Here is a 24,041-nt window from a genome sequence, read left to right on the forward strand (position 1 = left end):
GGACGGTCAACCGGTGGTGGGTGAGCCCGCCGGCCCGGCTTCCAGGAAGCGCAGCATGTGCCCGTTCAGCTCCTCGGCGAAGCTGTACGGCAGGTAGTCGGTGCGGATGGTGACGCGCAGGAGGGCGTGGTCGGCGCGGGGAAGCACCTCGACCGTGAGCCCGTTGGGCACCTCCCGGGCGTACGGGTCGACGACCTCCTCGGCCCGGCAGCCGGGCAGTTCCAGCGGAAGCACCACGTTGTCCTGGAACACGAAGGTCGGCAGGCTGGCGACCACCTCGCCGGAGAGCCCGGCGGCGGGGTCGTCGGCGGTCTCCGCGAAGGGGACGTCCTGGGCCCGCATGAGGTCGCTGATCGTCTCGTTGACCCGCAGGACGAGTTTGTCGTCCTCCGGCCCGTCGAAGCGCACCCGGACGCAGTTGAGGTTCAGCCGGGTGGTGAAGGCGGAGTCGAGGACGCGGCTGCCCCGCTTGGCCACCACCATCAGCAGGCCGATGTCATCCTGCTGGTGGACGGCGCGCAGCGCGGAGGCGAACGCCGCGACGAAGTAGCTGGACCGGCTGAACCGCTGCTCCCGGGCGGCCCGGTCCCAGCGCTGCATGACCTCCGGCGTGACGGTGACGGTGTGCCCGGCCTTCGGACCCCACGCCAACGCCTGCTCCAGCGGTGCGGTGGCGTCGCCCCGGCCCTGGCGGGGCAGGCCGCGCAGTTGTTCGCGCCAGTAGGCCCGCTGCGCGTCGAGGTCGGCGGCGTCGCGCAGCCGGGCGTACTCCTCGTACGACTGGCGCAGCGTCGGCGCCGGCCGCGCCCACACGGGGGCCGCGCCCGACAACCGCGCCGCGTAGGCGTGGCTCAGGTCCCGCACCAGCAGCGCGTACGACCAGCCGTCGAAGGCGATGTGGTGGATGCCCACGCCGAACAGGACCCGCCCGGTCGACTTCTCCCGGATCAGGGCGGCCCGCCAGACGCGGCCCTGGGTGTAGTCGAGCGGCTGCTGCACCGCCTCGGCGAGCTGGTCCAGGGCCTCCTGCTCGCTGGCGGCGTCGGTGAGCAGCCGCAGCTGCGGCATCGCCGGGTTCGGCGGGACGAGCGCCACCGGGGGAGCCGTCCGCCGGTAGCGGGCGTGCAGGGCCTCGTGCCGGCGGTGCACGTCGCCCAGCGCCGCCATCAGCGCCCGCAGGTCCAGCTCGCCCTCGATCCACCAGGTGACCGGGACGACGACCTCCGGCGGCGACATCAGGCACTTCGCGACCTGCTGCGCGAGCGGAACCGGGCCGGGACGCTGACGGGCCTGCCCGGCGGTCGAGCCGGCGTCCGTACGGCGGGGCGCGGTGGTCAGCCAGTGGGCCAGCGCCTGCGGTGTGGGGGTGCGGTGGATCTGCGAGACGGGCACGACGACGTCGGCGGCCTCGTCGATGCGCGTCGCCACCGCCGCCGACTGCAACGACGTGCCACCCAGGTCGAAGAAGCTGTCGCCCGTGCCGACCCGGTCGATGCCGAGGACGGTCGCGAACACGGCGGCGACGAGGCGCTCCTCGTTCGTCGCCGGCTCGACGAACTCCACCCCGAGGTCGGGGCGCCGGGTGTCGGGTGCGGGCAGGGCCCGCCGGTCGACCTTGCCGGTGCCGCCGACGGGGAAGTGGTCGAGGACCATGACGACGGCGGGAACCATGTAGGACGGGAGCACGGTGGCGGCGTGCGCGCGCAGGTCGCCGACGGCGGGGGTACGGCCGTTGCGTCCGGTGACGTAGGCGACGAGTCGGGCGGTGCCGTCGTCCTCGCGGCGCACGACCACGGCGGCGCCGACGTCGGGGTGCCGGGCGAGGGTGGTCTCGATCTCGCCGAGTTCGATGCGGATGCCGTTGACCTTGACCTGGTGGTCCATCCGGCCGAGGATCTCCAGCGCGCCGGTGGCGTTCCACCGTCCGAGATCGCCGCTGCGGTAGGCGGTGCCGCCGCCGTACGGGTCGGTGACGAAGCGTTCGGCGGTGAGTTCGGGGCGGTTGAGGTAGCCGTCGGCGACCCCGAAGCCAGCGATGAGGATTTCGCCGGGTACGCCCATCGGGACGAGGTCGAGGTTGGCGTCGACGACGCGGATCTGCCGGTTGGGCATGGGCCAGCCGATGGGCACGTACGCGCCGCCCCAACCCGCCGACGCGTCGAACCACGTGCACGCCACGGCGATCTCCGCCGGCCCGTACGCGTTCACCACCCGCGTGCCCGCCGTCAACCACCGCTGGGCCAGCTGCGGCGGGACGGCCTCGCCGCCGAAGATGATGCAGCGCAGACCCGGGCAGGCGGCCGGATCGAGCGGGGCGACGTTGGTGGCCGGTCCGAACGTGTGGGTGACGTCGTGCCGGTTGATGAGGTCGGTGAGCCGACGCGCGTCGAGCAGGTCGTCGCGGGAGCAGACGACGACGCGGCCACCACCGGTGAGCGTCGCGAAGATCTCCCCGAAGGCGGCGTCGAAGACCGGTGCCGCCGAATGCAGCATCCGGCTGTCGGGGCCGATGGCGCACTCGTCGGTCATCCACGCCAGGAAGTTCGTCAGCCTCTCGTGCGTCAGCACGACACCCTTGGGCGTGCCCGTCGAACCCGACGTGTAGATCACGAACGCCGGCGCGGACGCCGGCACCACCGGCAGGTCCACCGGCTCACACGCCCGCACCACCGGCCAGTCGTCATCCAACGCCACCACCGACACCCCGTCGCCACCGGGAATCCGGGGCGCGACCGCACCGACGGTCAACACCACCCGGGCGCCGTGGTCGGCCAGCAGCACCCGCATCCGCTCCACCGGCCACGACACGTCCATCGGCGTGTACGCCGCGCCCGCCCGCAGCACACCCGTCGTCGCCACCAACGACCACAGTCCGCGTTCCAACGCCACGGACACCACGTCACCGGCGCCCACGCCCACCGACCGCAGATACGCCGCCAGCGCGGCCGACCGGCGATCCAGTTCCCCGTACGTCAACACCTCATCGCCGGCGACACCCGCCACCGCCTCCGGCGTGCGCCGCGCCCACTCCAGCACCAGCTCGTGGATCGGCTCGGCCGGCACCTCACGCACCGGGCCCCGGCCCCACTCCAGCAACCGCTCCCGCTCCGCATCGCCCACCAACGGCAACGCCGACAACCCCACCTCCGGCCCCGCCAACCCGGCGGAGACCAGCACCACGACCTGGTCCACCAGGCCCCGCACCCACTGCGCCGAGTAACCCTCCGCCGCGTAGTCCACCCGCAGCGCCGACCCGTCCGAGGCCACACCGATCACCAGGTCGACGTCCACCACTGCCGGCCCCGCGTCCGCCACCGGAGCGTCCACCAGCCCGAGCACCACCGGGCCCACCGGCTCCCGGCCCACGGCCACCGGCGCCGCCAGCGCCGCGCGCACCCGCGTCACCAACTCGCCGAAACCCGGATCACCCGCCACGTCCACCCGCAGCGCCGAACCGCCGCCACCGGACGCCAGGCCCAGCACCACCTGCTCCTGGGCCGTCCAACGGGCCAGCACCGCCACGACCCCCGCCACCACGACGTCGCCGCCCAGCCCGTCGTTCGGCGGCGAGGAGGGCAGCACCCGGTGCACCGAGGCGGCCCGGGCCGGCCACACCGTCGGCCGGCGCAGGTCCCCCACCAGGTCCAGTGTTTCGGCGTCGACCGCGCCGTCCACGGTCCGCGCACCATCGAACCCGACAGACATCAGCTCAACCTCCGATCGAGAGGGGGTGACCGGAAGGCACGGGGCCTCGGTACCGCACCACCGGGCGCATTCCGGTCGGCGCGGCAGGGGCGGTTCGCGGGCACCGCGGCCGACTCGGGTGGCCGGGCGCGGACATGCGGTGCGACCAGGACGGGGTCACCGTCCGAATTCCGGGTCGCCACCACGTCGTCGATCGAAAGGAGCAGGTCGGTGCCCGATCCGATCACCGGCGCCTCCCGTCCGTCCGGGGCGCCGCGCACCCACACTCGTCCCCGCCCGGTGCAATGAAAGGGAACGACGAACCGATGGGGCCCGACCCTACGAAGCGCGGTGGAGTGGCGTACACCCCTAGAGATGCGCACGTCGACCCCTAGGGTGACGGCCGGAGATTCCGGCCGGGGGCCGCCGAGGATACGTCCGGAGCAATGACCGACCACCGGTCCGCGTCCCGTGTCCTCGCCGCCGGATCGGCAATTTGCGCTGGTCAGTGTGGTGTTCTCTGCTGATGATTGATCAGGATCGCGGCCAGATGCCGCGAATTTTTCGGCATTAACACACGCGGCTATATCTTTTCTATAGTGGATGGTTGGCGCCCTCCGGCAGGGTCGATGCACGAATGTCCGGGTTTCGACGGAGAACGATCCCGGGGTCTAAGTCGAAAAAGGCTATTCGGTCAGCCCAGGTCCAGGGTTCGAATCGGAGAATTGGCGATCCCGGCGACGGAAAGGGCCGCCCGCGGTCGGCTGACCGGCCCATCCCACGGAAATGAGGATTGACTATGCTTTGCCGATCATGACCCAGTCGGTGACTGGCAAATTCAGCCACCGCCTGTTGGTGTGCACCTCGCCGAACGCAGCGCTGACCACAAGCCAGCCCGCTACCTGGCCGGTCTCGCCAGAGACCGGCCGGCCGGTGCACGCGGTACGCCCGACTCTCGTGGCCGAGCGGCCTCATCAGGACCGGGAGCGCCTGCGACCGTCCACGTTCTCCGCAGTTCGTGGTCGTTGCGCACCCGGACTCCGTGCCACCCGAGGCCCTTCGTGGGCCGGCATGTCAGGAGATCCAATGGACGGACCTATCCAGGTACAGGTGTTCGCTCACGACGGGGTGGTCCTGGCCCGGCCACCCGATCCGGTGACGACCGCCGGCAGCCGCTATCTCGCCGGTGCGGGCGCCGCCCTGTACAACGGGCTGGACATGATCACCGGTCTGCACCTGACCCTTCCGCACCAGTCGGCGGCCATTTGCAGCACCGGCTCCAGCGCGGACAAGTCGCTGCGCCTGCTCAGTCGGTGCGGTCTCAAGACGCCCAGCGACCTGCGCGAGTTCCGCTCCGGCGCGCAGGCGGTGCAGTTCGCCCGGGACGCCGCCGAGCGGGGCGAGACGCTGGAGTTCCAGTTCCCCCCGCACGATCCGCAGTTGCGGGCCGCGCGGGCCCGGGTCGCCCCGGACCTGCTGGCCCGCCTCAACAACAAGACCACCCTGGAAACACTGATCGCGCCGGAATACCTGCCCCGTCGCCAGGTCGCCACCCCCGCCGAGGTACGCCGCATCGTGCAGCAGGACCGGCGGCCGGCGGTGCTAAAACCGGCCGGCGTCGAGGTGTACAGCGGGATCGCGATCTTCACGAGGCGGTTGCAGGACCGGCGGCACCGGTCCCTGTTCAACCAGCTGGAACAGGTGAGCGATCGGTGGATCGTCGAGGAGGAGGTGCCCTTCCGGACGATCTGGGGCGTCCAGTTCGGCGTGACGGAGAGCGGAGCGGTGCAGTACTTCGGTGCGTCCGTACACCTGCCGCAGCCCACTTCGACGTGGGTCGGTTGTGTGCTGGACGACGACCAGCCGCCGGCGGAGCTGATCGAAGCGCTGACCGTAGGGGTCCGAAAGGCCAGTGCCCTCGGGTACCGCGGGTACTGCTCCTTCGACGCCGGGATCGGTCGGGACGGCGCCCTGCGGGTCATCGACCCGAACTTCCGGGTCAGTGGGGCCACCACCTCGCTGCTGCACCGCAGTTCGCTGCTGGGGCAGCACCCGTGCGCCATGACGACGTTCTTCTCGCTGGCCCCCGGCGTCGACGCCGAGCCGATCCTCGCCCCGTTCATCGACCGGGGGCAGTTCGTCGCGTTCATGCACCACGACCCGGCGGAGACGGACAACGGCCCGCTGCCGGCCACCATCGTCGGCATGGTCGGCGCTGCGGACCGGTACGCCTGCGGGGTGCTGGTCGCGCAGATCCAGCGGGCACTGGGCGGTTGACGCGTCGTCCCTCTCCGGGCCGTGGTGACGGTCCGGAGGGGAGGCCCGACCGACCACGGCGGCGCCCGTCCCGCCCGGGGGAAAACGCCGTGCGCGCTCGCCGGCGCCGCGGCCATGATGAGGATCATGAGCGTGCGCGTCGACGATCCGGTCCGCCTCGGTGAGAGCCGACTCCCCGACGGGCGGTTGCTCGGCTGGGCCGAGTGGGGGCCGCCGGACGGTGTCCCGGTGTTGCTGTGCCCGGGGGCGGCCACGAGCCGGTGGCTCGGCTTCGGCGCGGACGTCGTCGACGCGCTCGGGGTGCGTCTCGTCTCCGTGGACCGCCCGGGGCTCGGCAGCTCGACCCCCGCGCCCGGCCGGACGTACGCCGACTTCGCCGCGGACATCCGCGACCTCGTCGGACTGCGGGGGCTGGCATGCCCCGCGGTGGTCGGCAACTCGCAGGGCGCGCCGTTCGCACTCGCGTGCGCCGAGGCGGGCGTCGCCGGCGCGCTGGCCATCGTGGCCGGCGCGGACGAGGTCGCCGCGCCGGAGTTCGCCGAGGCGCTGCCGGCGGAGCTGCGTCGGCTCGTGGACACGACTGCCGTCGATCCGGCCGGGGCGGAGCAGATCTTCGCCGGCTTCGACGCGGACGCGATGTGGGACATGGTGACGAGCGGGAGTCCCGAGGCCGACCTGGCGGTGTACCGGGAGCCGGGCTTCGAGGCCGCCTACCGCCGGGCCCTGCACGAGGGGTTCGCCCAGGGCCCGGCCGGCTACGCCCGGGACACCGTCCTGGCCATGGGGCGATGGCCCTTCGACCTCGCGGAGATCACGGTTCCGGTCGACGTCTGGTACGGCGAACAGGACACCAGCCACTTACCCGACAACGGAGCGACGCTGGCCGCCCGGATCCCCGGTGCCGTCCGGCACCTCGTCCCGGGGACCGGTCGCGCGGTGCTGTGGACCCGTGCCGAGCCGATCCTCCGCTGTCTGCTCGGACGAGCATCCACCTGAGCCGGGCTGCCGGCGGTGTCGGGTGCCGGCCGCTACATGCCGGTCAGCGCGGTGCGTACGGCGGGCTCGGGGACGTCGGCGACCAGCTCGGGCCCGGCCGGGCCGTCCAGGACGAAGGACAGGCCCGAAGTGGCTTTCTTGTCCCGCCGCATCAGCGCGACCAACTCGTCGTGGTCGACACCGCCGGGCAGCGCGGTGTCGAGGCCGTAGCCCGCCACCACCTCGTGGTGCTCGGCCACCCGGTCGGCCGGGACGCGGCCGAGGACGCCGGCCAGCCGGCCCGCGAAGACCGTGCCGACGCCGACCGCCTCGCCGTGCCGCAGGCCGAAGTCGGTGGCCCGCTCCAACGCGTGCCCCAGCGTGTGACCGTAGTTGAGGATGTGCCGCAGACCGGAGTCACGCTCGTCGGCGGCCACCACCCGCGCCTTCAGGGCCACGCAGGCGGCGATCTGCTCCGCCACCGGCCGGTCGCGCAGCTCGCCCGCGCCGATGAAGTGCGCCCGGGCGATCTCCCCGTAGCCGTTGCGCCACTCCCGCTGCGGCAGCGTGCCCAGGTGCTCGGTGTCGCAGAGCACCGCCCGGGGCTGCCAGTACACCCCGACCAGGTTCTTGCCCTCCGGCAGGTTGACCGCCGTCTTCCCGCCGACGCTGGCGTCCACCTGGGCGAGCAGCGAGGTCGGCAGGTGGATCACCGCGACGCCCCGGTGGTAGAGGCCGGCGGCCAACCCGACCACGTCCGTGGTGGTGCCGCCGCCGCAGGAGACGACGGCGTCGGCGCGGGTCAGTCCGAACTCGGCGAACGCACGGCAGAGCTGCTCGACCGTGGCCAGGTTCTTGTCGTGCTCGCCGTCGCGGGCCGGCACCACCCGGTGCGGCACACCCGGGTCGGGCGTCCACTCCGGAGGCCGGGCCGAGACCACCACGACCCGCCGGGCACCGATCCGCGCCACCTCCGCCGGCAGCCGGTGGCGCACACCGGGGCCGATCAGCACCGGGTACGCGCGCTCGCCGAGCGCCACCTCGATCCGGGCCGGCTCGGCGGGGGCGTGCGGGTCAGGTGCGGACGGGTGCATGTGGCTGCTGCCTCCTCTTGACGACGGGCACCGGTGCGGCGGCGACCGGGCGTTCCCGGACCATCGACAGGCGCAGCGCCAGCGCGGCCAGCGAGTCGACGTCCGGCCCGATGCCCCAACGGTCGTGGGTGAGCTGGGCGTGGTGCGCCAGCAGGAAGCCCGACGGCGCCGCCGGGTGGTGCCGGCCGACCACGTCGGTCACCCGGTCCAGGTAACGCCGCCAGGCCACGGCGACCTCCCCGCACAGCGGCAGGTCGCCGGCCGCCAGGACGATCTTCTCCGCGCCGGCGTCCGCCTGCGCGGCCAGGTCCCGCCGCTGCGCGGCGGTCAGCCGCTGGCTGCGTTCCTGCCAGTGCAGGAAGAGGAACGCCAGCCGGTCGGCCGCCGGCACCAGCCCCGTCAGGTACCGCAGGTGCGCCACGGCCAGCGGCAGTTCGACGCCGGCCAGCCAGGGAGTGTCCCCGCCGAGCAGGGTCAGGGCCAGGTCGCTGCCCGCCGACGCGAGCGGGCCGCCCCGGGCGGCGTCGCGCACCACGTACCGGTCGGCGGCGAAGGAGACCCCCGGGTCGTACGCGAGCAGCCCCGCCCGTACCGCGTCGAGCGCGGCCGGGGCGGCGTGGAAGCCGAGGCTCACGTGCGGCCCGGCGGGGGAGCCCTCCGGGTCGAAGAACCAGTCCATGCCCGGATCGGCCCGGCGGGCGGCGGCGACCAGACCGGCGAGGACCGTGCCGACCAGCTCGGTCACCCGCGTGTCCGGGGACCCGTCGGCCGGCACGGCCGAGCGGGCGAACAACCAGCAGCGTTCCAACGACGGCACCTCGGCTGACGGGCGGGTGGAGCACAGGACTCGACGGTCTGCGGGGGAGTGGCCCCATCATCGGCCTGCGGCCCGTCCCACCACCTGATCAGCGGTCCGAACTGGGGACGACTTAGGGGGTGACAGGGGTAGGACGCCGGCAGGGTGCTCGGAAGACTTGGGCCGCTACGGCGAGCGGGGTCTACGCCGCGGATGAGAAGTCTCGCCGACGGACGGATGTGGTGACATGCTTCGGAGCGACCTGATCCAGCCGTTGTCCGATCTGATCGAGGCGCACGCCGCCAGGTTGGGGAACAAGGTCGCGTTCCGCGACGACCGCCGGGCGGTCGGATACGCCGACCTGGCGGCGCGGACCCGCCGGCTGGCCGGTCACCTGGCGGCGTCGGGGGTCGGGCGGGGCGACCGGGTGGCCTTCTGCCTCGGCAACCGGGTGGAGACGGTGGAGACCTGGCTGGCCGTGACGCGGGCGGCCGCGGTCGGCGTACCGGTGAACCCGCACAGCACCGACGCGGAACTGGCCCACCTGCTGGACGACTCCGGTGCGGTGCTGGTGGTCACCGACCCGCGGCACCTCGACCAGCTGCTGCGGCTGCGTGCCGGCCGGCCGGCCCTGCGGGTCGTGGTCACCGGGGACGGCCCGGTGCCCGCCGGGGTCACCGCGTGGCGTGACCTGGTCGACACCGAGCCGGGTGTGGACGCCCGTGACGACCTGGGCCTCGACGAGGTCGCCTGGATGCTCTACACCTCCGGCACCACCGGCCGGCCCAAGGGCGTGCTCTCCACCCAGCGCACCTGCCTCTGGTCCGTCGCCGCCTGCTACGTGCCGATCCCCGGGCTCACCGACGCCGACCGGGTGGTCTGGCCGCTGCCGTTGTTCCACAGCCTCTCCCACATCGGGTGCGTGCTCAGCGTGACCGCCGTCGGCGCCACGGCCCGGCTCATCGACGGCTTCTCCGCCGACGACGTGCTGCGCGCGGTCGACGAGGACGAGGCCACCGTGCTGGCCGGTGTGCCGGCCATGTACCACCACCTGGTCACCGCCGCCCGGGAGAGCGGCTTCCGCGCCCCGGCCCTGCGGGTCTGCCTGGTCGGCGGGGCGATCACCACCGGCGCGCTGCGCCGGGCGTTCGACGAGGTCTTCGACGCGCCGCTGCTCGACGCGTACGGCAGCACGGAGACCTGCGGCTCGATCGCCGTCACCCGGCCGGACCAGCCCCGGGTCGAGGGTTCCTGCGGCCGCGCGGTGCCCGGCGTCGAGGTGCGCCTGGTCAGCCCGCAGACCGGCCTGGACGTGCCGACCGGCGCCGAGGGTGAGGTCTGGGTGAACGGGCCGAGCGTCATGCTCGGCTACCACGGCCTGCCGGAGGTCACCGCCGCCGCCCTGCGCGACGGCTGGTACCGCACCGGCGACCTGGCCCGCCGCGACGCCGACGGCAACATCTTCGTCACCGGGCGGCACCAGGAACTGATCATCCGGGGTGGCGAGAAGATCCATCCGGCCGAGGTGGAGGAGGCCCTGCGCGGGGTGCCCGGCGTCGCCGACGTGGCGGTGACGGGCCGCCCGCACGACGTGCTCGGCGAGGTGCCGGTGGCGTTCGTGGTGCCCGGGCCGGAGGGCTTCGACCCCCGGGCCGGGTACGCGGCCTGCCGGGAGAAGCTCTCCTACCACAAGGTTCCCGAGGAGCTGTACGAGATCGGGCAGGTGCCCCGCACCGCCTCCGGCAAGGTCACCCGCCGGCTCCTGCTCGACCGGCCGGCGCGGCTGCGGGCGGTCAACGGCAGCCACCACGAGACGCTGAGCCTGATCGCCTGGCAGCCGCTCGACCTGGCCGCAGTACCGCCGGTCGAGGCGCCCGTCCCGACGGCCGCGCAGGCCGCCGCCGCCCCGGCCCGCCGCTGGGCGCTCGTCGGTAGCGGGAGCGACGAGCTGGTGGAACCGCTGCGCGCGGCGTCGCCCGGGGACCGGTTCCGGTCCCACCGGGACCTGGCCGCCCTGCGCGAGGCCCCGGACGTGCCCGACGTGACGGTGCTGCTGGTCGAGCCGGCCGACGCCGTCGCGGCGGACCTCGCCGACCGGCTGCGCGGCTGGCTCGACGACGACCGGTTCGCCGGCACCCGCCTGGTGCTGCTGACCGGCCCGGCCGCCGCACCCGCCGCGAGCGACGCGCCCGGCGACCTGGACACCGGGATCGACGCCGCCGCCGTGTCCGGGGGATGGCACCAGGCCGATCCGGCGGCCGGCGCGGTCCAGGCGGTCGGCCGCAGTCTGCAGGCCGCCTACCCGGACCGGATCGTGCTGGTCGACCGCGACGCCGGACACCGTTCGACCGCCCTGCTCCCCGCCGTGGTGGACGCCGGCGCCGCGCAGGTCGCGCTGCGGGCCGGAGCCGCCCTGCACGCCGTCCTCGTGCCCGTCCCGGCGACCGTGCCGGCGCGGCCGGTGAGCGTGGCCGACCCGGACCGTCCGGTCCTGGTCACCGGCGCGGACGGGCCGACCGGCGCGGCGCTGGCCCGACACCTCGTCGCCGCGCACCGCGTCCGCCGGCTGCGGCTGCTCCACGTCGGCGCCACGCCCGGGACCGCCCTGGTGGATCTGGTCACCGAGCTCGTCGCCGCCGGCGCCGACGTCGCCGCGCTGCCCGCCGACCGGGCGGGCGACGAGCCGCCCGGCGGGGTCTTCCTCTGCCTGTCCGACGACGACCTGACCGACGACGAGGACGCGGCCCGGCTGCTCCGCCTCGCCGGGAGGCTGGACGCCGCGACCCGGCTCCCGGCCGCCTCGTTCACCGTCCTCGCGCCGTCCGCCCTGCTGCTGGGCGCCGCCGGCCGGGAGCGGGCCGCCTCGGCCGTGGGCGCCCTGCACGCCCTGACCGCCCGCCGCCGGGCCGCCGGTCTGCCGGCCCGGGTCGTCGGCACGACCGCGCCCGCCGACCGGGAGCCGACGCCCGCCACCCCTGCGGGAACCGGAACCGGGGCGGGAAGCAGCGTCCCGACGGCCGTACGCGCCGATCTCGCCGCGTTCGACGTGGCCCACGACGGCGACGACCTGGTCGTGCTCGCCCGTCCGGCGGGCCACGCCGACGCCGCGCACCCCGCCTGGCGCGGGCCCGCTGCGGCGCCGGACGACGCCGCCGACGACCGGGACGCCGCCGAGTTGCGCCGCCGGTTGGCCGGGCTGAGCACCGCCGAGGGGGACCGGCTCCTGCTGGATCTGGTCCGCACCGCCACCGCCGAGGTGGCCGGCCTGTCCGGCCCGGCCGCGGTGCGCCCCGGCCGGGCCTTCAAGGAACTCGGCTTCACCTCGGTCAGCGCGGTCGCCCTGCGTGACCGGCTGGCCCGGGCCACCGGGGTACGGCTCTCCGCCACGGCCGCCTTCGACCGGCCCAGCCCGGACGCTCTCGCCCGGCACCTCGCCGCCCGGCTGCGCGGCGGCACCGGGCAGCCGGGCCCCGCGGCGGACCGGCCGTCCGCGCCGTCAACGGTGGACGACCCGGTGGCCGTCGTCGCCATGGCCTGCCGGCTCCCCGGCGGTGTCGCCTCCCCCGAACAGCTGTGGGACCTGGTCGACGAGGGCCGCGAAGGGCTCACGGAGTTCCCCACCGACCGGGGCTGGGACCTGGCGCACCTGTTCTCCGACGACCCCGACCGTCCCGGCACCTCGTACGTCCGGGTGGGTGGCTTCCTCACCGACGCGGCGGACTTCGACGCCACCCTGTTCGCGATCAGCCCGCGCGAGGCGCTCGCCATGGACCCGCAGCAGCGGCTGCTGCTGGAGACGTCCTGGGAGCTGTTCGAGCGGGCCGGCATCGACCCCACCTCGCTGCGCGGCAGCGCCACCGGCGTCTTCACCGGCGTCATGCACCACGACTACGCCGCGAACCTGCGCCAGGCGCCGCCCGGCACCGAGGGCTACCTCGGCGTCGGCACCGCCGGCAGCGTCGTCTCCGGCCGCGTCGCCTACGCGCTGGGGCTGGAGGGGCCGGCGGTCACCGTCGACACGGCGTGCTCGTCGTCGCTGGTGGCGCTGCACCTGGCCGCCCAGGCGCTGCGCGCGGGCGACTGTTCCCTCGCCGTGGCCGGCGGCGTGGCGGTGATGGGCACCCCGCAGGCGTTCGTGGAGTTCAGCCGGCAGCGCGGGCTCGCCCCGGACGGCCGGTGCAAGGCGTTCGGCGAGGGCGCCGACGGCACCGGCTGGTCCGAGGGCGTCGCCGTGCTGCTGCTGGAACGGCTCTCCGACGCCCGCCGGCGCGGGCACCCCGTCCTCGCCGTGCTGCGCGGCTCCGCCGTCAACTCCGACGGCGCGTCCAACGGGCTCACCGCCCCCAGCGGGCCCGCCCAGGAGCGGGTCATCCGCCGGGCGCTGGACGCGGCCGGGCTCTCCGCCGCCGACGTGGACGTCGTCGAGGCGCACGGCACCGGCACCCGGCTGGGCGACCCGATCGAGGCGCAGGCGCTGCTCGCCACGTACGGGACGGGTCGTGGCGACGCCGAACCGCTGCGGCTGGGCTCGCTGAAGTCCAACCTCGGCCACACCCAGGCCGCCGCAGGGGCCGCCGGGGTGATCAAGATGGTGCTCGCGATGCGGCACGGAACGCTGCCCCGCACCCTGCACGTGGACGCCCCGACGTCCGAGGTGGACTGGTCCGCCGGCGCGGTCGAGGTGCTCACCGAGGCCCGCCCGTGGCCCGAGGTGCGACGGCCCCGGCGGGCCGGCATCTCGTCGTTCGGCATCAGCGGCACCAACGCGCACGTCATCGTCGAGGCGCCCGCCGCCGACCCGCCCCCCGTGCCCGGGGTCGCGGACCAGCAGCCGTCGTCCGGGGCCGCGGACCAGCAGCCGTCGTCCGGGGCCGCGGACCAGCAGTCGCCGTCCGGGGCCGCGGACCAGCAGTCGTCGTCCGGGGGGGCCGCCGCCACCCGACGACCGCCCGTGCCGTGGCTGCTCGCCGCAGCCTCCGGTGAGGCGCTGCGGGACCAGGCGGCCCGCCTGCTGACCTGGCTCGACGGGCCCGGGGCGGACGCCGACCCGGCCGACGTCGGGCACGCGCTCGCCACCACCCGCGCCGCCCTCGAACACCGGGCCGTGGTGCTGGCCGGCGACCCGGCCACCGCCCGGACGGGCCTGACCGCGCTGACCCGCGGCGAGGCGGACGCGGACGTGCCGACCGTGCTGACCGGCCGGGTAGTCGACGGCCAGCTCGGCATGCTCTTCGGCGGGCAGGGCGGCCAGCGCGCCGGCATGGGTCGCGAGCTGCACGCGGCGTACCCGGTCTTCGCCGACGCCTTCGACGCGGCCTGCGCCGAACTCGACCGCTGCCTCGCCGGCCACGCCCCGCACCCCGTCGCGGACGTCGTCTTCGCCGCCGAGGGCGACGAACTGGCCGACCTGCTCGACCAGACCCTGTACACCCAGCCGGGGCTGTTCGCCTTCGAGGTGGCGCTGTACCGCCTCCTGGAGTCCTGGGGCGTGCGCCCCGACGCGGTGCTCGGCCACTCCGTCGGCGAGTTGGCCGCCGCGCACGTGGCCGGGGTGTTCCCCCTCGCCGACGCGGCGGCGCTCGTCGCCGCCCGCGCCCGGCTGATGCAGCAGCTGCCCGCCGGGGGCGCGATGGTCGCCGTCGAGGCCGACGAGGCCGAGGTCGCCGCGCACCTCACCGACCGGGTGGGCCTCGCCGCCGTCAACGGCCCGACGAGCGTCGTCGTCTCCGGCGACGCCGACGCGGTGCTGGCCGTCGCGGCCACCCTGCGCGCCGCCGGACGCCGTACCAGCCGGCTGCGGGTGTCGCACGCGTTCCACTCGCCGCGCATGGAGCCGATGCTCGACGAGTTCCGCGCGGTGGCGGCCGGCCTCACGTACCGCACCCCGCACCTGCCGGTGGTGTCCAACCTGACCGGCCACCCCGTCGACCCGGCCCGGCTCTGCTCGCCCGACTACTGGGTGGCGCACGTGCGGGGCACCGTCCGCTTCCACGACGGCGTGCGGGCCCTGCACGGGCAGGGCGTCACCACCTTCCTGGAGGTCGGTCCGGCGGGCGTGCTCACCGCGATGGCCCAGGACTGCCTCCTCGCCGAGGCCGACGAGCTGGCCTTCGTGCCCGCCGTGCGGGGCGTCGCCGACGAACCGGAGGCGCTGCTCGCCGCCGTGGCGCGGCTGCACGTCCGGGGCGTCCCCGTCGACCGCGCCGCCCTCGCCGGCCCCGGGCCGCACCGCCCCGTCGACCTGCCCACGTACGCCTTCCAACGCCGGCACTACTGGCTGCCCGCGTCGGCCGCGGCCGGTGGCCCGGTCGGCGTCGGGCTGGCCGACGCCGGGCACCCGCTGCTCGGCGGCGTGCTGGCGGTCGCCGGCACCGGGCAGGTCGTCTGCACCGGGCAGGTCTCCGCGGCCACCCAGCCGTGGCTGGCCACCCCCGGTGACGGCACTCCCGCGCTGCTGCCCGCCAGCGCCCTGCTGGACATGCTCACCCACCTCGGCGAACAGCTCGGCACCCCGACGGTGCGGCGGCTGCGCGTCCCCGATCCGGTGCCGCTGCCCGCCGAGGCGACCCTCGAGGTGCAGGTCGGCGTCTCGGCGCCGGACGAGCACCGGCGCCGGGTGGCGCACTGCCACGTCCGGGCCGGCGACGGGCAGCCCTGGCGGGAGGTCGCCGAGGCCGTGCTCGGCCCGGTCGACCCGGAGAGCGGCCGGGGTGCCCTCGCCCCGGCCTGGCCGCCCACCGGCGCCCGACCGGTGGACCTGACCGCCCCGCAGTACCAGGCCATGGCCGGGGAACTGGCCCGGGCCGCGTGGGTCGCCGCCGACCGGCTCTTCGTCGACGTACGCCTGCCCGAGGACGCCCGGGACCCGGACGCCGAGCGGTACGGCGTGCACCCGCTGGTGCTGGAGGCGGCCCTGCGCCTGCTCCCGCTCGCCGACTTCGCGCCCGGCCACGACGCCGCGCCCACCGGCCGGCTGCTGCCCACCGAGTGGGCGGGCGTGCGCCTGCACGCCACCGGGGCGCACGCGCTGCGCGTCTGCCTGGCCCCAGCCGGGGCGGACGCGGTGACCCTGACCGCCGTCGACGCCGCGGGCGTGCCCGTGCTCGACGTGGACCGGGTGGTGCTGCGGACCCTCGACCTGCCGCCCGCCGAGACGCCGGCGCCCCCGCCCGCCCCCGCCGGGCTGTACGCCGTCGACTGGTCGCCCGCGGCGTTCCCGGCGACGCCCGCGCCCTCCTGGACGCTCGCCGACGGCACACCCCCGGACGGGCCGCTGCCGCCGCTGCTGGTGCTGCGCGTCGGCGACGGCGAGCCGGGCCGTTCGGTGCCCGACCGTGCCCACGCCGTCGGCCTCGCCGTGCTCGGCGTGCTCCAGAGCTGGCTGGTCGACCCCCGCGCGGAGACCACCCGCCTGGCCCTCGCCGTCCGCGACGGTGACCCGGTGCACGCCCCGGTGGCGGGGCTCGTCCGGGTCGCCCAGGCGGAACAACCCGACCGGTTCCTGCTGCTCAGCCTCGACGCCACCGACGACGCGACCGTCCGGGCGGCGCTGGCCGTCGCCGGGGACGAGCCCGAGATCGCCGTCCGTGACGGCCGGGTCCTGCTGCCCCGGCTCCACCCCGTCGAACCGCCCCCGGCCGGTACGCCGGTCCCGGCGCTGGCCGGCGGCACCGTGCTGGTGACCGGCGGCACGGGCGGCGTCGGCCGGCACGTCGCCACCCACCTCGCCACCGTGCACGGCGTCGCCGAGCTGGTCCTCGTCAGCCGCACCGGCCGGGCCGGCGACTGGACGGACGCGTTGACCGACGCCGGCGTCACCGTCCGGGTGGTCGCGGCCGACGTCGCCGACCGGGCGGCGCTCGCCGAGGTCGTCGCCCCGCTGGCCGACCGGCTCGTCGCCGTCGTGCACGCCGCCGGGGCCACCGACGACGCGCTGCTCACCGACCTCGACCCGGCCCGCTGGGAGCGGGCCCTGCGGTCCAAGGTGCACGGCGCGTGGCACCTGCACGAGCTGACCGCCGGCCTCGACCTGGCCGCGTTCGTGCTCTTCTCCTCGGCCGCCGCCACCTTCGGCAGCCCCGGCCAGGGCAACTACGCGGCCGGCAACGCGTTCCTCGACGCGCTCGCCGCGCACCGCCGCGCCCAGGGCCTGCCGGCGACCGCCCTGGCCTGGGGGCTGTGGGCCGCGCAGGACGGGATGGCCGGCCGGCTCACGCCGGCGGACCTGGCCCGGCTCGCCCGGGGCGGCACCCGTCCCCTCGACACGGCCGCCGGGCTGGCGCTGTTCGACGCCGCCCTGCACGTCGACCGGGCGACGCTGGTGCCGATCGGGCTCGACCTGGCCGCCGTGCGGACCTCCGGCGAGGTGCCCGCCCTGCTGCGGGCGCTGCTGCCCCCACCGCCCCGTCGGGCCGTCAACGCCGACGCCGCGCCCGCCTCCGCCAAGGGCTTCGCCGACCGGCTGGCCGAGCTGGCCGAACCCGACCGCGCCGCCCTGCTGCTGGACCTCGTACGTACCCGGTGCGCCACCGTGGTCGGGCACACCGGCCCCGACGACGTCGAGCCGCGCCGCCCGTTCAAGGAACTCGGCTTCGACTCGCTGATGGCCGTGGAGCTGAGCAACCGGCTCACCGCCGTCACCGGCGTCCGGCTCGCCCCGCACGCCGTGTTCAACCACCCCACCCCGGAGCTGCTCGCCGCGCACCTGCACGCCCGGCTGCTCGGCACCGCCGCCACCGAGGTCACCGACGCGAGCACCGTCGCACTGGACGAGCCGGTCGCCATCGTCGCGATGGCCTGCCGCTTCCCCGGCGGCATCGGCTCCCCGGAGGAGCTGTGGCGGCTGCTCGACGCGGGCGCCGACGTCATCGGTGACCTGCCCGACGACCGGGGCTGGCCGCTGGCCGACCTCTACGACCCGGTGCCCGGCACGGCCGGCCGGACGTACGTGCGGGCCGGCGGGTTCCTCACCGGGATCGCCGACTTCGACGCCGCGTTCTTCGGCATCAGCCCCCGCGAGGCCCTCGCGATGGACCCGCAGCACCGGCTGCTGCTGGAGACCTCCTGGGAGGCGTTGGAACGCGGCGGCATCGACCCGGTCACCCTGCGGGGCAGCCGCACCGGCGTCTTCGCCGGCACCCACGGCCAGGACTACGGCGACCGGATCGCCCCCGGCGTGGTCTCCGACGACGGTGAGGTCACCGCCGACGAGGGGCACCTGCTCACGGGTACGGCCGGCAGCGTCCTCTCCGGCCGGGTCGCGTACGCGCTCGGGCTGGAAGGGCCGGCCGTCACCGTCGACACCGCCTGCTCGGCGTCGCTGGTGGCGCTGCACCTGGCCGTGCAGGCCCTGCGCCAGGGCGACTGCGACCTGGCGCTGGCCGGTGGCGTGTCGGTGATGTCCACCCCGGCCGGGCTGACCGGGTTCAGCCGCCAGCGCGGTCTCGCCGCCGACGGGCGGTGCAAGGCGTTCGCCGAGGACGCCGACGGCTTCGGCATGTCCGAGGGCGTCGGGATGCTGGTGGTGGAGCGCCTCTCCGACGCCCGCCGCCGGGGCCACCCCGTGCTGGCCGTGGTCCGCGGCTCGGCGGTCAACCAGGACGGCGCGTCCAACGGGCTGACCGCCCCGAACGGGCCGTCGCAGGAGCGGGTCATCAAGGCCGCGCTCGGCGCCGCCGGGCTGACCGCCGCCGAGGTGGACGTCGTCGAGGCGCACGGCACCGGCACGTCGCTCGGCGACCCCATCGAGGCGGAGGCGATCCTCGCCACGTACGGGCAGCGCCCGGCCGGCGCCCCGCCGGTGCTGCTCGGCTCGGTCAAGTCCAACCTCGGGCACACCCAGGCCGCGGCCGGCGTCGCCGGGGTGCTCAAGATGGTCCTCGCCATGCGGCACGGCCGGCTGCCCCGCACCCTGCACGCCGGGCGCCGCAGCTCGCGGGTCGACTGGGGGTCGGGCTCGCTGGAGCTGCTCACCGAGGCCCGCCCGTGGCCCGCGGCGGACCGGCCGGCGCGGGCCGGTGTCTCGTCGTTCGGCATCAGCGGCACCAACGCCCACGTGATCGTCGAGGCGGTCGCCGGGTCGGCCCCGGACGCCGACGCCGCAGCCACGCCGACGGAGGCGTACGCGCTGCCGTGGCTGCTCTCCGCGCGTACCCCGGAGGCGCTCGCCGGGCAGGCCCGGCGGCTGCGGGAACACCTCGCCGAGCGGCCCGACCAGCGGCCCCTCGACGTGGCCTGGTCGCTGGCCACCAGCCGCAGCACCTTCGACTCGCGGGCGGTGCTGGTCGGCGCGTCGCCGGACCAGGTCGCCGCCGCCCTCGACGCGCTCGCCGAGGGCCGGCCCGACCCGGCGGTGACGCGGGGCGAGGCCCGTCCCGTCGGCCGGTGCGTCTTCGTCTTCCCCGGGCAGGGCTCCCAGTGGCTCGGTATGGGACTGGACCTGCTCGACCAGGCCCCCGTGTTCGCGGAGCGGATGGCGGCCTGCGACGCGGCGCTGCGGCCGTACCTGGACTGGTCGCTGCTGGACGTGCTGCGTCAGGTGCCCGGCGCGCCCGGCCTCGACGAGGTCGACGTGGTGCAGCCCGCACTGTTCGCGATGATGGTGTCGCTGGCCGAACTGTGGCGCTCCTACGGCGTGCAGCCGGCCGCCGTCGTCGGCCACTCGCAGGGCGAGATCGCCGCCGCCTGCGTCGCCGGGGTGCTCTCCCTGCCCGACGCCGCCCGGGTGGTGGCGCTGCGCAGCCGGGCGCTGCGGGCCCTGGCCGGACACGGGGCGATGGCCTCCGTCGCGCTCCCCGCCGACACGGTCCGCGACCGGATCGCCCGGTTCGGCGACCGGATCTCGGTCGCCGCCGTGAACGGGCCGGCCGCCGTCGTGGTGTCCGGCGAGCCGCAGGCGGTGGAGGAACTCCTCGCCGAACTGGCCGGCGAGCAGGCCCGGGTCCGGCGCATCGCCGTCGACTACGCCTCGCACTCCGCCCAGGTGGCGGGCCTGCGCGACGAGCTGGCCGAGGTGCTGGCGGGCATCGCCCCCGGCCCGGCGGCCGTGCCGCTCTTCTCCACCACCGACCTGCGCTGGCTCGACGGCGAGGAGATGGGGCCGGACTACTGGTACCGCAACCTGCGGCAGCCGGTCGAGCTGGAACAGGCGATCCGCTCGCTGGCCGAGCAGGGCCACGACACGTACGTCGAGTGCAGCCCGCACCCGGTGCTCACCGTGGGCATCGAGGCGACCCTCGCCGACCACGACGGCGAGAGCGTGGTGGTCGGCTCGGTGCAGCGCGACCAGGGCGACCGGGCGCGGTTCCTGCTCTCCCTGGCCCAGCTGCACGTGTGCGGGGTCGCGGTGGACTGGCGGCCCGCGCTGGCCGGCGGCCGGCGGGTCGACCTGCCCACGTACGCGTTCGCCCACCGCCGCTACTGGCCCCGGCCCGTCTCCGGCCCCGGCGACGTCGGCGCCGCCGGCCTGGACGCCGCCGGGCATCCGCTGCTCGGGGCGTCGGTCGCGCTGGCCGAGACGAGGGGCCACCTGTTCACCGGGCGGCTGTCGACCGACGCGCAGCCGTGGCTGGCCGACCACCGGGTCTCCGACAGCGTGCTGGTGCCCGGCACCGGCCTGGTGGAACTCTGCCTCCGCGTCGGCGACGAGATCGGCCACCCGGTCCTCGACGAACTGGTCATCGAGGCCCCGCTGACCCTGCCCGCCGACGGCGCGACCCAGGTGCAGGTGACGGTCGGCGCGGGCGGCGACGACGGACGCCGCCCGGTGACCGTGCACTCCCGGCCCGCCGACGGCCCGGCCGCGGGGCCGTGGACCCGGCACGCCAGCGCCACCCTCTCCGCCGACCAGCCCGCCGCGTCGCCGCAGCCCACCACGTGGCCGCCGCGCGACGCCCGCCCCGTCGACCTGACCGGCTTCTACGCCGGCCTGGCAGCCGACGGCTACGCGTACGGGCCGGCGTTCCAGGGGCTGCGCGCGGTGTGGACCAGCGGCGACGAGGTCTACGCCGAGGTGGAGCTGCCGGCGGCCGCACGGGTCGACGCCGACCGGTACGGCCTGCACCCCGCCCTGTTCGACGCCGCCCTGCACGCCGCGCACTTCGGCGGCCTCGCCGGGGCCGGGGCCGGCCGGCTCCTGCTGCCGTTCGCCTGGAACGGCGTCAGCCTGCACGCCACCGGGGCGACCGCCCTGCGGGTACGGCTGACCCAGGTGGGACCGCACGCCATCGCGCTGACCGTCGCCGACCCGACCGGCGCCCCGGTGGCCGAGGTGGCCGCCCTGACGATGCGGCCGATCTCCGCCGCCGAGCTGGCCGTCACCGACGACCGTGCCACCCGCGACGCGCTGTTCCGGCTCGACTGGACGCCGCTGCCGCCGGCCGACGCGGCCACCCCGGTCGACGCCGTGGCCGTCGCGCCCGGCCTGGACGGCTTCGGGCTGCACCCCGGGCTGGACGGGCTCGCCGACGCCGTCGACGCGGGACTGGCCCTGCCCGGGGCCGTGCTCGTGCCGCTCGACGCGGAACCCGCGCAGCCCACCCCCCGCGCGGCACGGCACGCCGCCGTCCGCGCCCTCGACCTCGTCCGGCGCTGGCTCACGGAGCCCCGCTGGGCGGCGTCGAGGCTGCTGCTGGTGACCCGGGGCGCGGTGGCCGTGCACCACGCCGGCGAGGTGACCGACCCGGCCGCCGCGGCGGCGTGGGGCCTGGTGCGCTCCGCCCAGTCGGAGAACCCGGGCCAGGTCGTCATCGTCGACGTCGACGGCGACGGGATCGGCCCCGACCAGGTCGCCGCCGTGCTGGCGGCGGACGAGCCGCAGGCCGCGATCCGGGGCGGCACGGCGTACGTGCCACGGCTGGCGCGGGCCGGCTCGGCGGGCGAACTCGCCGCGCCGCCCGCCGCCGCGTGGCGGTTGGACGCGCCGGTGCGGGGCAGCCTGGAGAACCTCACCCTGGTCCCGACCGACGCCGCCGACGCCGTTCTCGGCCCCCGCGAGGTCCGGGTACGCGTCCGCGCCGCCGGCCTGAACTTCCGCGACGTGCTCAACGCGCTCGGCCTCTACCCGGGCGACGCGGGGCCGCTCGGCGGCGAGGGCGCCGGCGAGGTCGTCGAGGTGGGCGCCGAGGTGACCGACCTGCGCCCCGGCGACCGGGTGTTCGGGGTCTTCGTGGGCTGCTTCGGGCCCGTCGCGGTCACCGACCGCCGCCTGCTGGCCCCGATGCCGGCCGGCTGGTCGTACGTCGAGGCCGCCTCCGTGCCGGTGGTCTTCCTGACCGCGTACCACGGCCTGGTCAACCTGGCCGGGCTCGGCCGGGGCGAGTCGGTGCTGGTGCACGCGGCGGCCGGCGGCGTCGGCATGGCCGCCGTGCAGCTCGCCCGGCACCTCGGCGCCGACGTCTACGCCACCGCCAGCCCCGCCAAGTGGGACGCCCTGCGCTCGATGGGCGTCGCCGAGGACCGTATCGCCTCGTCCCGGACCCTCGACTTCGAGAACCGGTTCGCCGGGGCCACCGGCGGACGGGGCGTCGACGTGGTGCTGGACTCGCTGGCCCGCGAGTTCGTCGACGCCTCGCTGCGGCTGCTGCCGCGCGGCGGGCGGTTCATCGAGATGGGCAAGACCGACATCCGCGACGCCGCCCAGGTCGCCGCCGACCACCCGGGGGTGGCCTACACCGCCTTCGACCTGACCCTGGAGGACCCCGACGAGGTGCAGCGCATGCTCGTCGAGCTGCTCGGGCTCTTCGAGCGGGGGACGCTCACCCCGCTGCCCACGCAGGTGTGGGACGTCCGCCAGGCGCCGGAGGCGTTCCGGCACGTCAGCCAGGCCCGGCACGTCGGCAAGGTGGTGCTCACCATGCCCAGGGCGTGGGACCCCGACGGCACCGTGCTGCTGACCGGCGGGACCGGAACCCTGGGTGGGCTGGTCGCCCGGCGGCTGGTCGAGACGCACGGCGTACGGCGGCTGCTGCTGGTCAGCCGCCGCGGCGAGCGGGCCCCTGGCGCGGCCGAGACGATCGCGGAACTGCGCTCCCTGGGCGCCGAGGCCACGGTCGTGGCGGCCGACGTGGCCGACCGGGACAGCCTGGCCCGGGTCCTGGACGCGGTACCGGCCCGGCACCCGTTGACCGCGGTCGTGCACCTCGCCGGGGTGCTCGACGACGGGATCGTCACCGCCCTCACCCCGCAGCGCGTCGACACGGTGTTCGCGCCGAAGCTCGACGCCGCGTGGCACCTGCACGAGCTCACCCGCCACCTCGACCTCGCCGGGTTCGTGCTCTTCTCCTCCGGCGCGGGCGTCTTCGGCGTACCCGGTCAGGCCAACTACGCGGCGGCCAACGCGTTCCTCGACGCGCTCGCCCTGGCGCGCCGGGCCGAGGGCCTGCCGGGCCGGTCGTTCGCCTGGGGACTGTGGGAGCAGGCCAGCGAGATGACCGCCAAGCTGGACCGGACCGACCCCCGGATCACCGCCCGCGACGGGCAGCTCGCGATCCCGTCCGACCTGGGGATGGCCCTGTTCGACGCGGGCCTGCGGCTGGCCGAGCCGGTGCTCGTGCCGACCAGGATCGACGTCGCCGCGCTCGGCGAGCGGGTCGAGCGGCCCCCGGCCCTGCTGCGCGGGCTCATGCGGCGGGAACGGCCGAGCGCCCGGTCGAGCGCCCCGACCGGCGGCGGGCGCACCCTCGCCGACGAACTGGCGGCCCTGGCCGGGCCCGACCGCCACACCCTGGTGGTCGACCTGGTACGCGAGCAGGCGGCGAGCGTGCTCGGGCACGGCAGCCGCGCGGCGGTCGCCCCCGGCCGGGCGTTCAGCCAGATCGGCTTCGACTCGTTGACCGCCGTCGAGCTGCGCAACCGGCTGACCACGGCGACCGGTCTGCGCCTGCCGGCCACGCTGATCTTCGACTACCCGGACCCGAACGAGCTGGCCACGTTCCTGGTGTCGCAGTTGGCGCCGGACACCGGCCCGGAGGTTCCGCCGGTTCTCACGGACCTGGAGAACCTGGAACGGTCACTGACCGAGGCCAGCGTCGAGGCGGAGCTGCACGCCCAGATCGGGTCCCGGCTGGAGGTGCTCATCGCCAAGTGGCGGACGATGCGCGCCGGCTCGGGCGGGGATCCCGACCTCGACCTCGAACTGGCCAGCGACGACGACCTCTTCGACCTCATCGACTCCGAACTCGGTCTCTGATGGCCGCCCGGCCGCGCCGCACGGCGCG

6 protein-coding genes are annotated in these 24,041 nt (G+C 75.9%); 3 read left to right on the top strand and 3 right to left on the bottom strand.

All coding sequences use genetic code 11. The annotated features are described in order from the left end of the window. Positions 1–6: 6 nt before the first annotated feature. Entirely contained in the window at positions 7–3,705 is a 3,699-nt protein-coding gene (locus OG989_RS19840) for a non-ribosomal peptide synthetase (RefSeq protein ID WP_327028031.1), read from the bottom strand. A 1,089-nt stretch (positions 3,706–4,794) separates the two neighbouring features. Between OG989_RS19840 and OG989_RS19845 the strand changes: the two genes are divergently transcribed. Both OG989_RS19845 and OG989_RS19850 read left to right on the top strand, forming a co-directional pair. Further along, complete coding sequence (locus OG989_RS19845; RefSeq protein WP_327028033.1) at positions 4,795–5,961, top strand: ATP-grasp domain-containing protein; 1,167 nt, start codon at positions 4,795–4,797, stop codon at positions 5,959–5,961. 228 nt (positions 5,962–6,189) lie between these two features. Continuing rightward, entirely contained in the window at positions 6,190–6,957 is a 768-nt protein-coding gene (locus OG989_RS19850) for an alpha/beta fold hydrolase (protein ID WP_442791958.1), read from the top strand. Positions 6,958–6,989: 32 nt separating this feature from the next. Here the strand turns inward: OG989_RS19850 and OG989_RS19855 are convergent, their stop codons facing one another. Further along, entirely contained in the window at positions 6,990–8,030 is a 1,041-nt protein-coding gene (locus OG989_RS19855) for a 3-dehydroquinate synthase family protein (protein WP_151455517.1), read from the bottom strand. Further along, entirely contained in the window at positions 8,011–8,847 is an 837-nt protein-coding gene (locus tag OG989_RS19860; protein WP_225852288.1) for a hypothetical protein, read from the bottom strand. The genes OG989_RS19855 and OG989_RS19860 overlap by 20 nt, the downstream gene beginning before the upstream one ends. Before the next feature lie 226 nt (positions 8,848–9,073). Between OG989_RS19860 and OG989_RS19865 the strand changes: the two genes are divergently transcribed. Further along, entirely contained in the window at positions 9,074–24,013 is a 14,940-nt protein-coding gene (locus OG989_RS19865; RefSeq protein ID WP_327028036.1) for an SDR family NAD(P)-dependent oxidoreductase, read from the top strand. Positions 24,014–24,041 lie beyond the last annotated feature (28 nt).

Source organism: Micromonospora sp. NBC_01740 (assembly GCF_035920365.1).
GTDB classification, from domain to species: domain Bacteria; phylum Actinomycetota; class Actinomycetes; order Mycobacteriales; family Micromonosporaceae; genus Micromonospora; species Micromonospora reichwaldensis.

Bases quoted from the DNA above. Each gene is read 5' to 3' on its own strand.
- OG989_RS19865 (WP_327028036.1), top strand. From the start codon at position 9,074: ATGCTTCGGAGCGACCTGATCCAGCCGTTGTCCGATCTGATCGAGGCG.
- OG989_RS19855 (WP_151455517.1), bottom strand. From the start codon at position 8,030: ATGCACCCGTCCGCACCTGACCCGCACGCCCCCGCCGAGCCGGCCCGG.
- OG989_RS19840 (WP_327028031.1), bottom strand. From the start codon at position 3,705: ATGTCTGTCGGGTTCGATGGTGCGCGGACCGTGGACGGCGCGGTCGAC.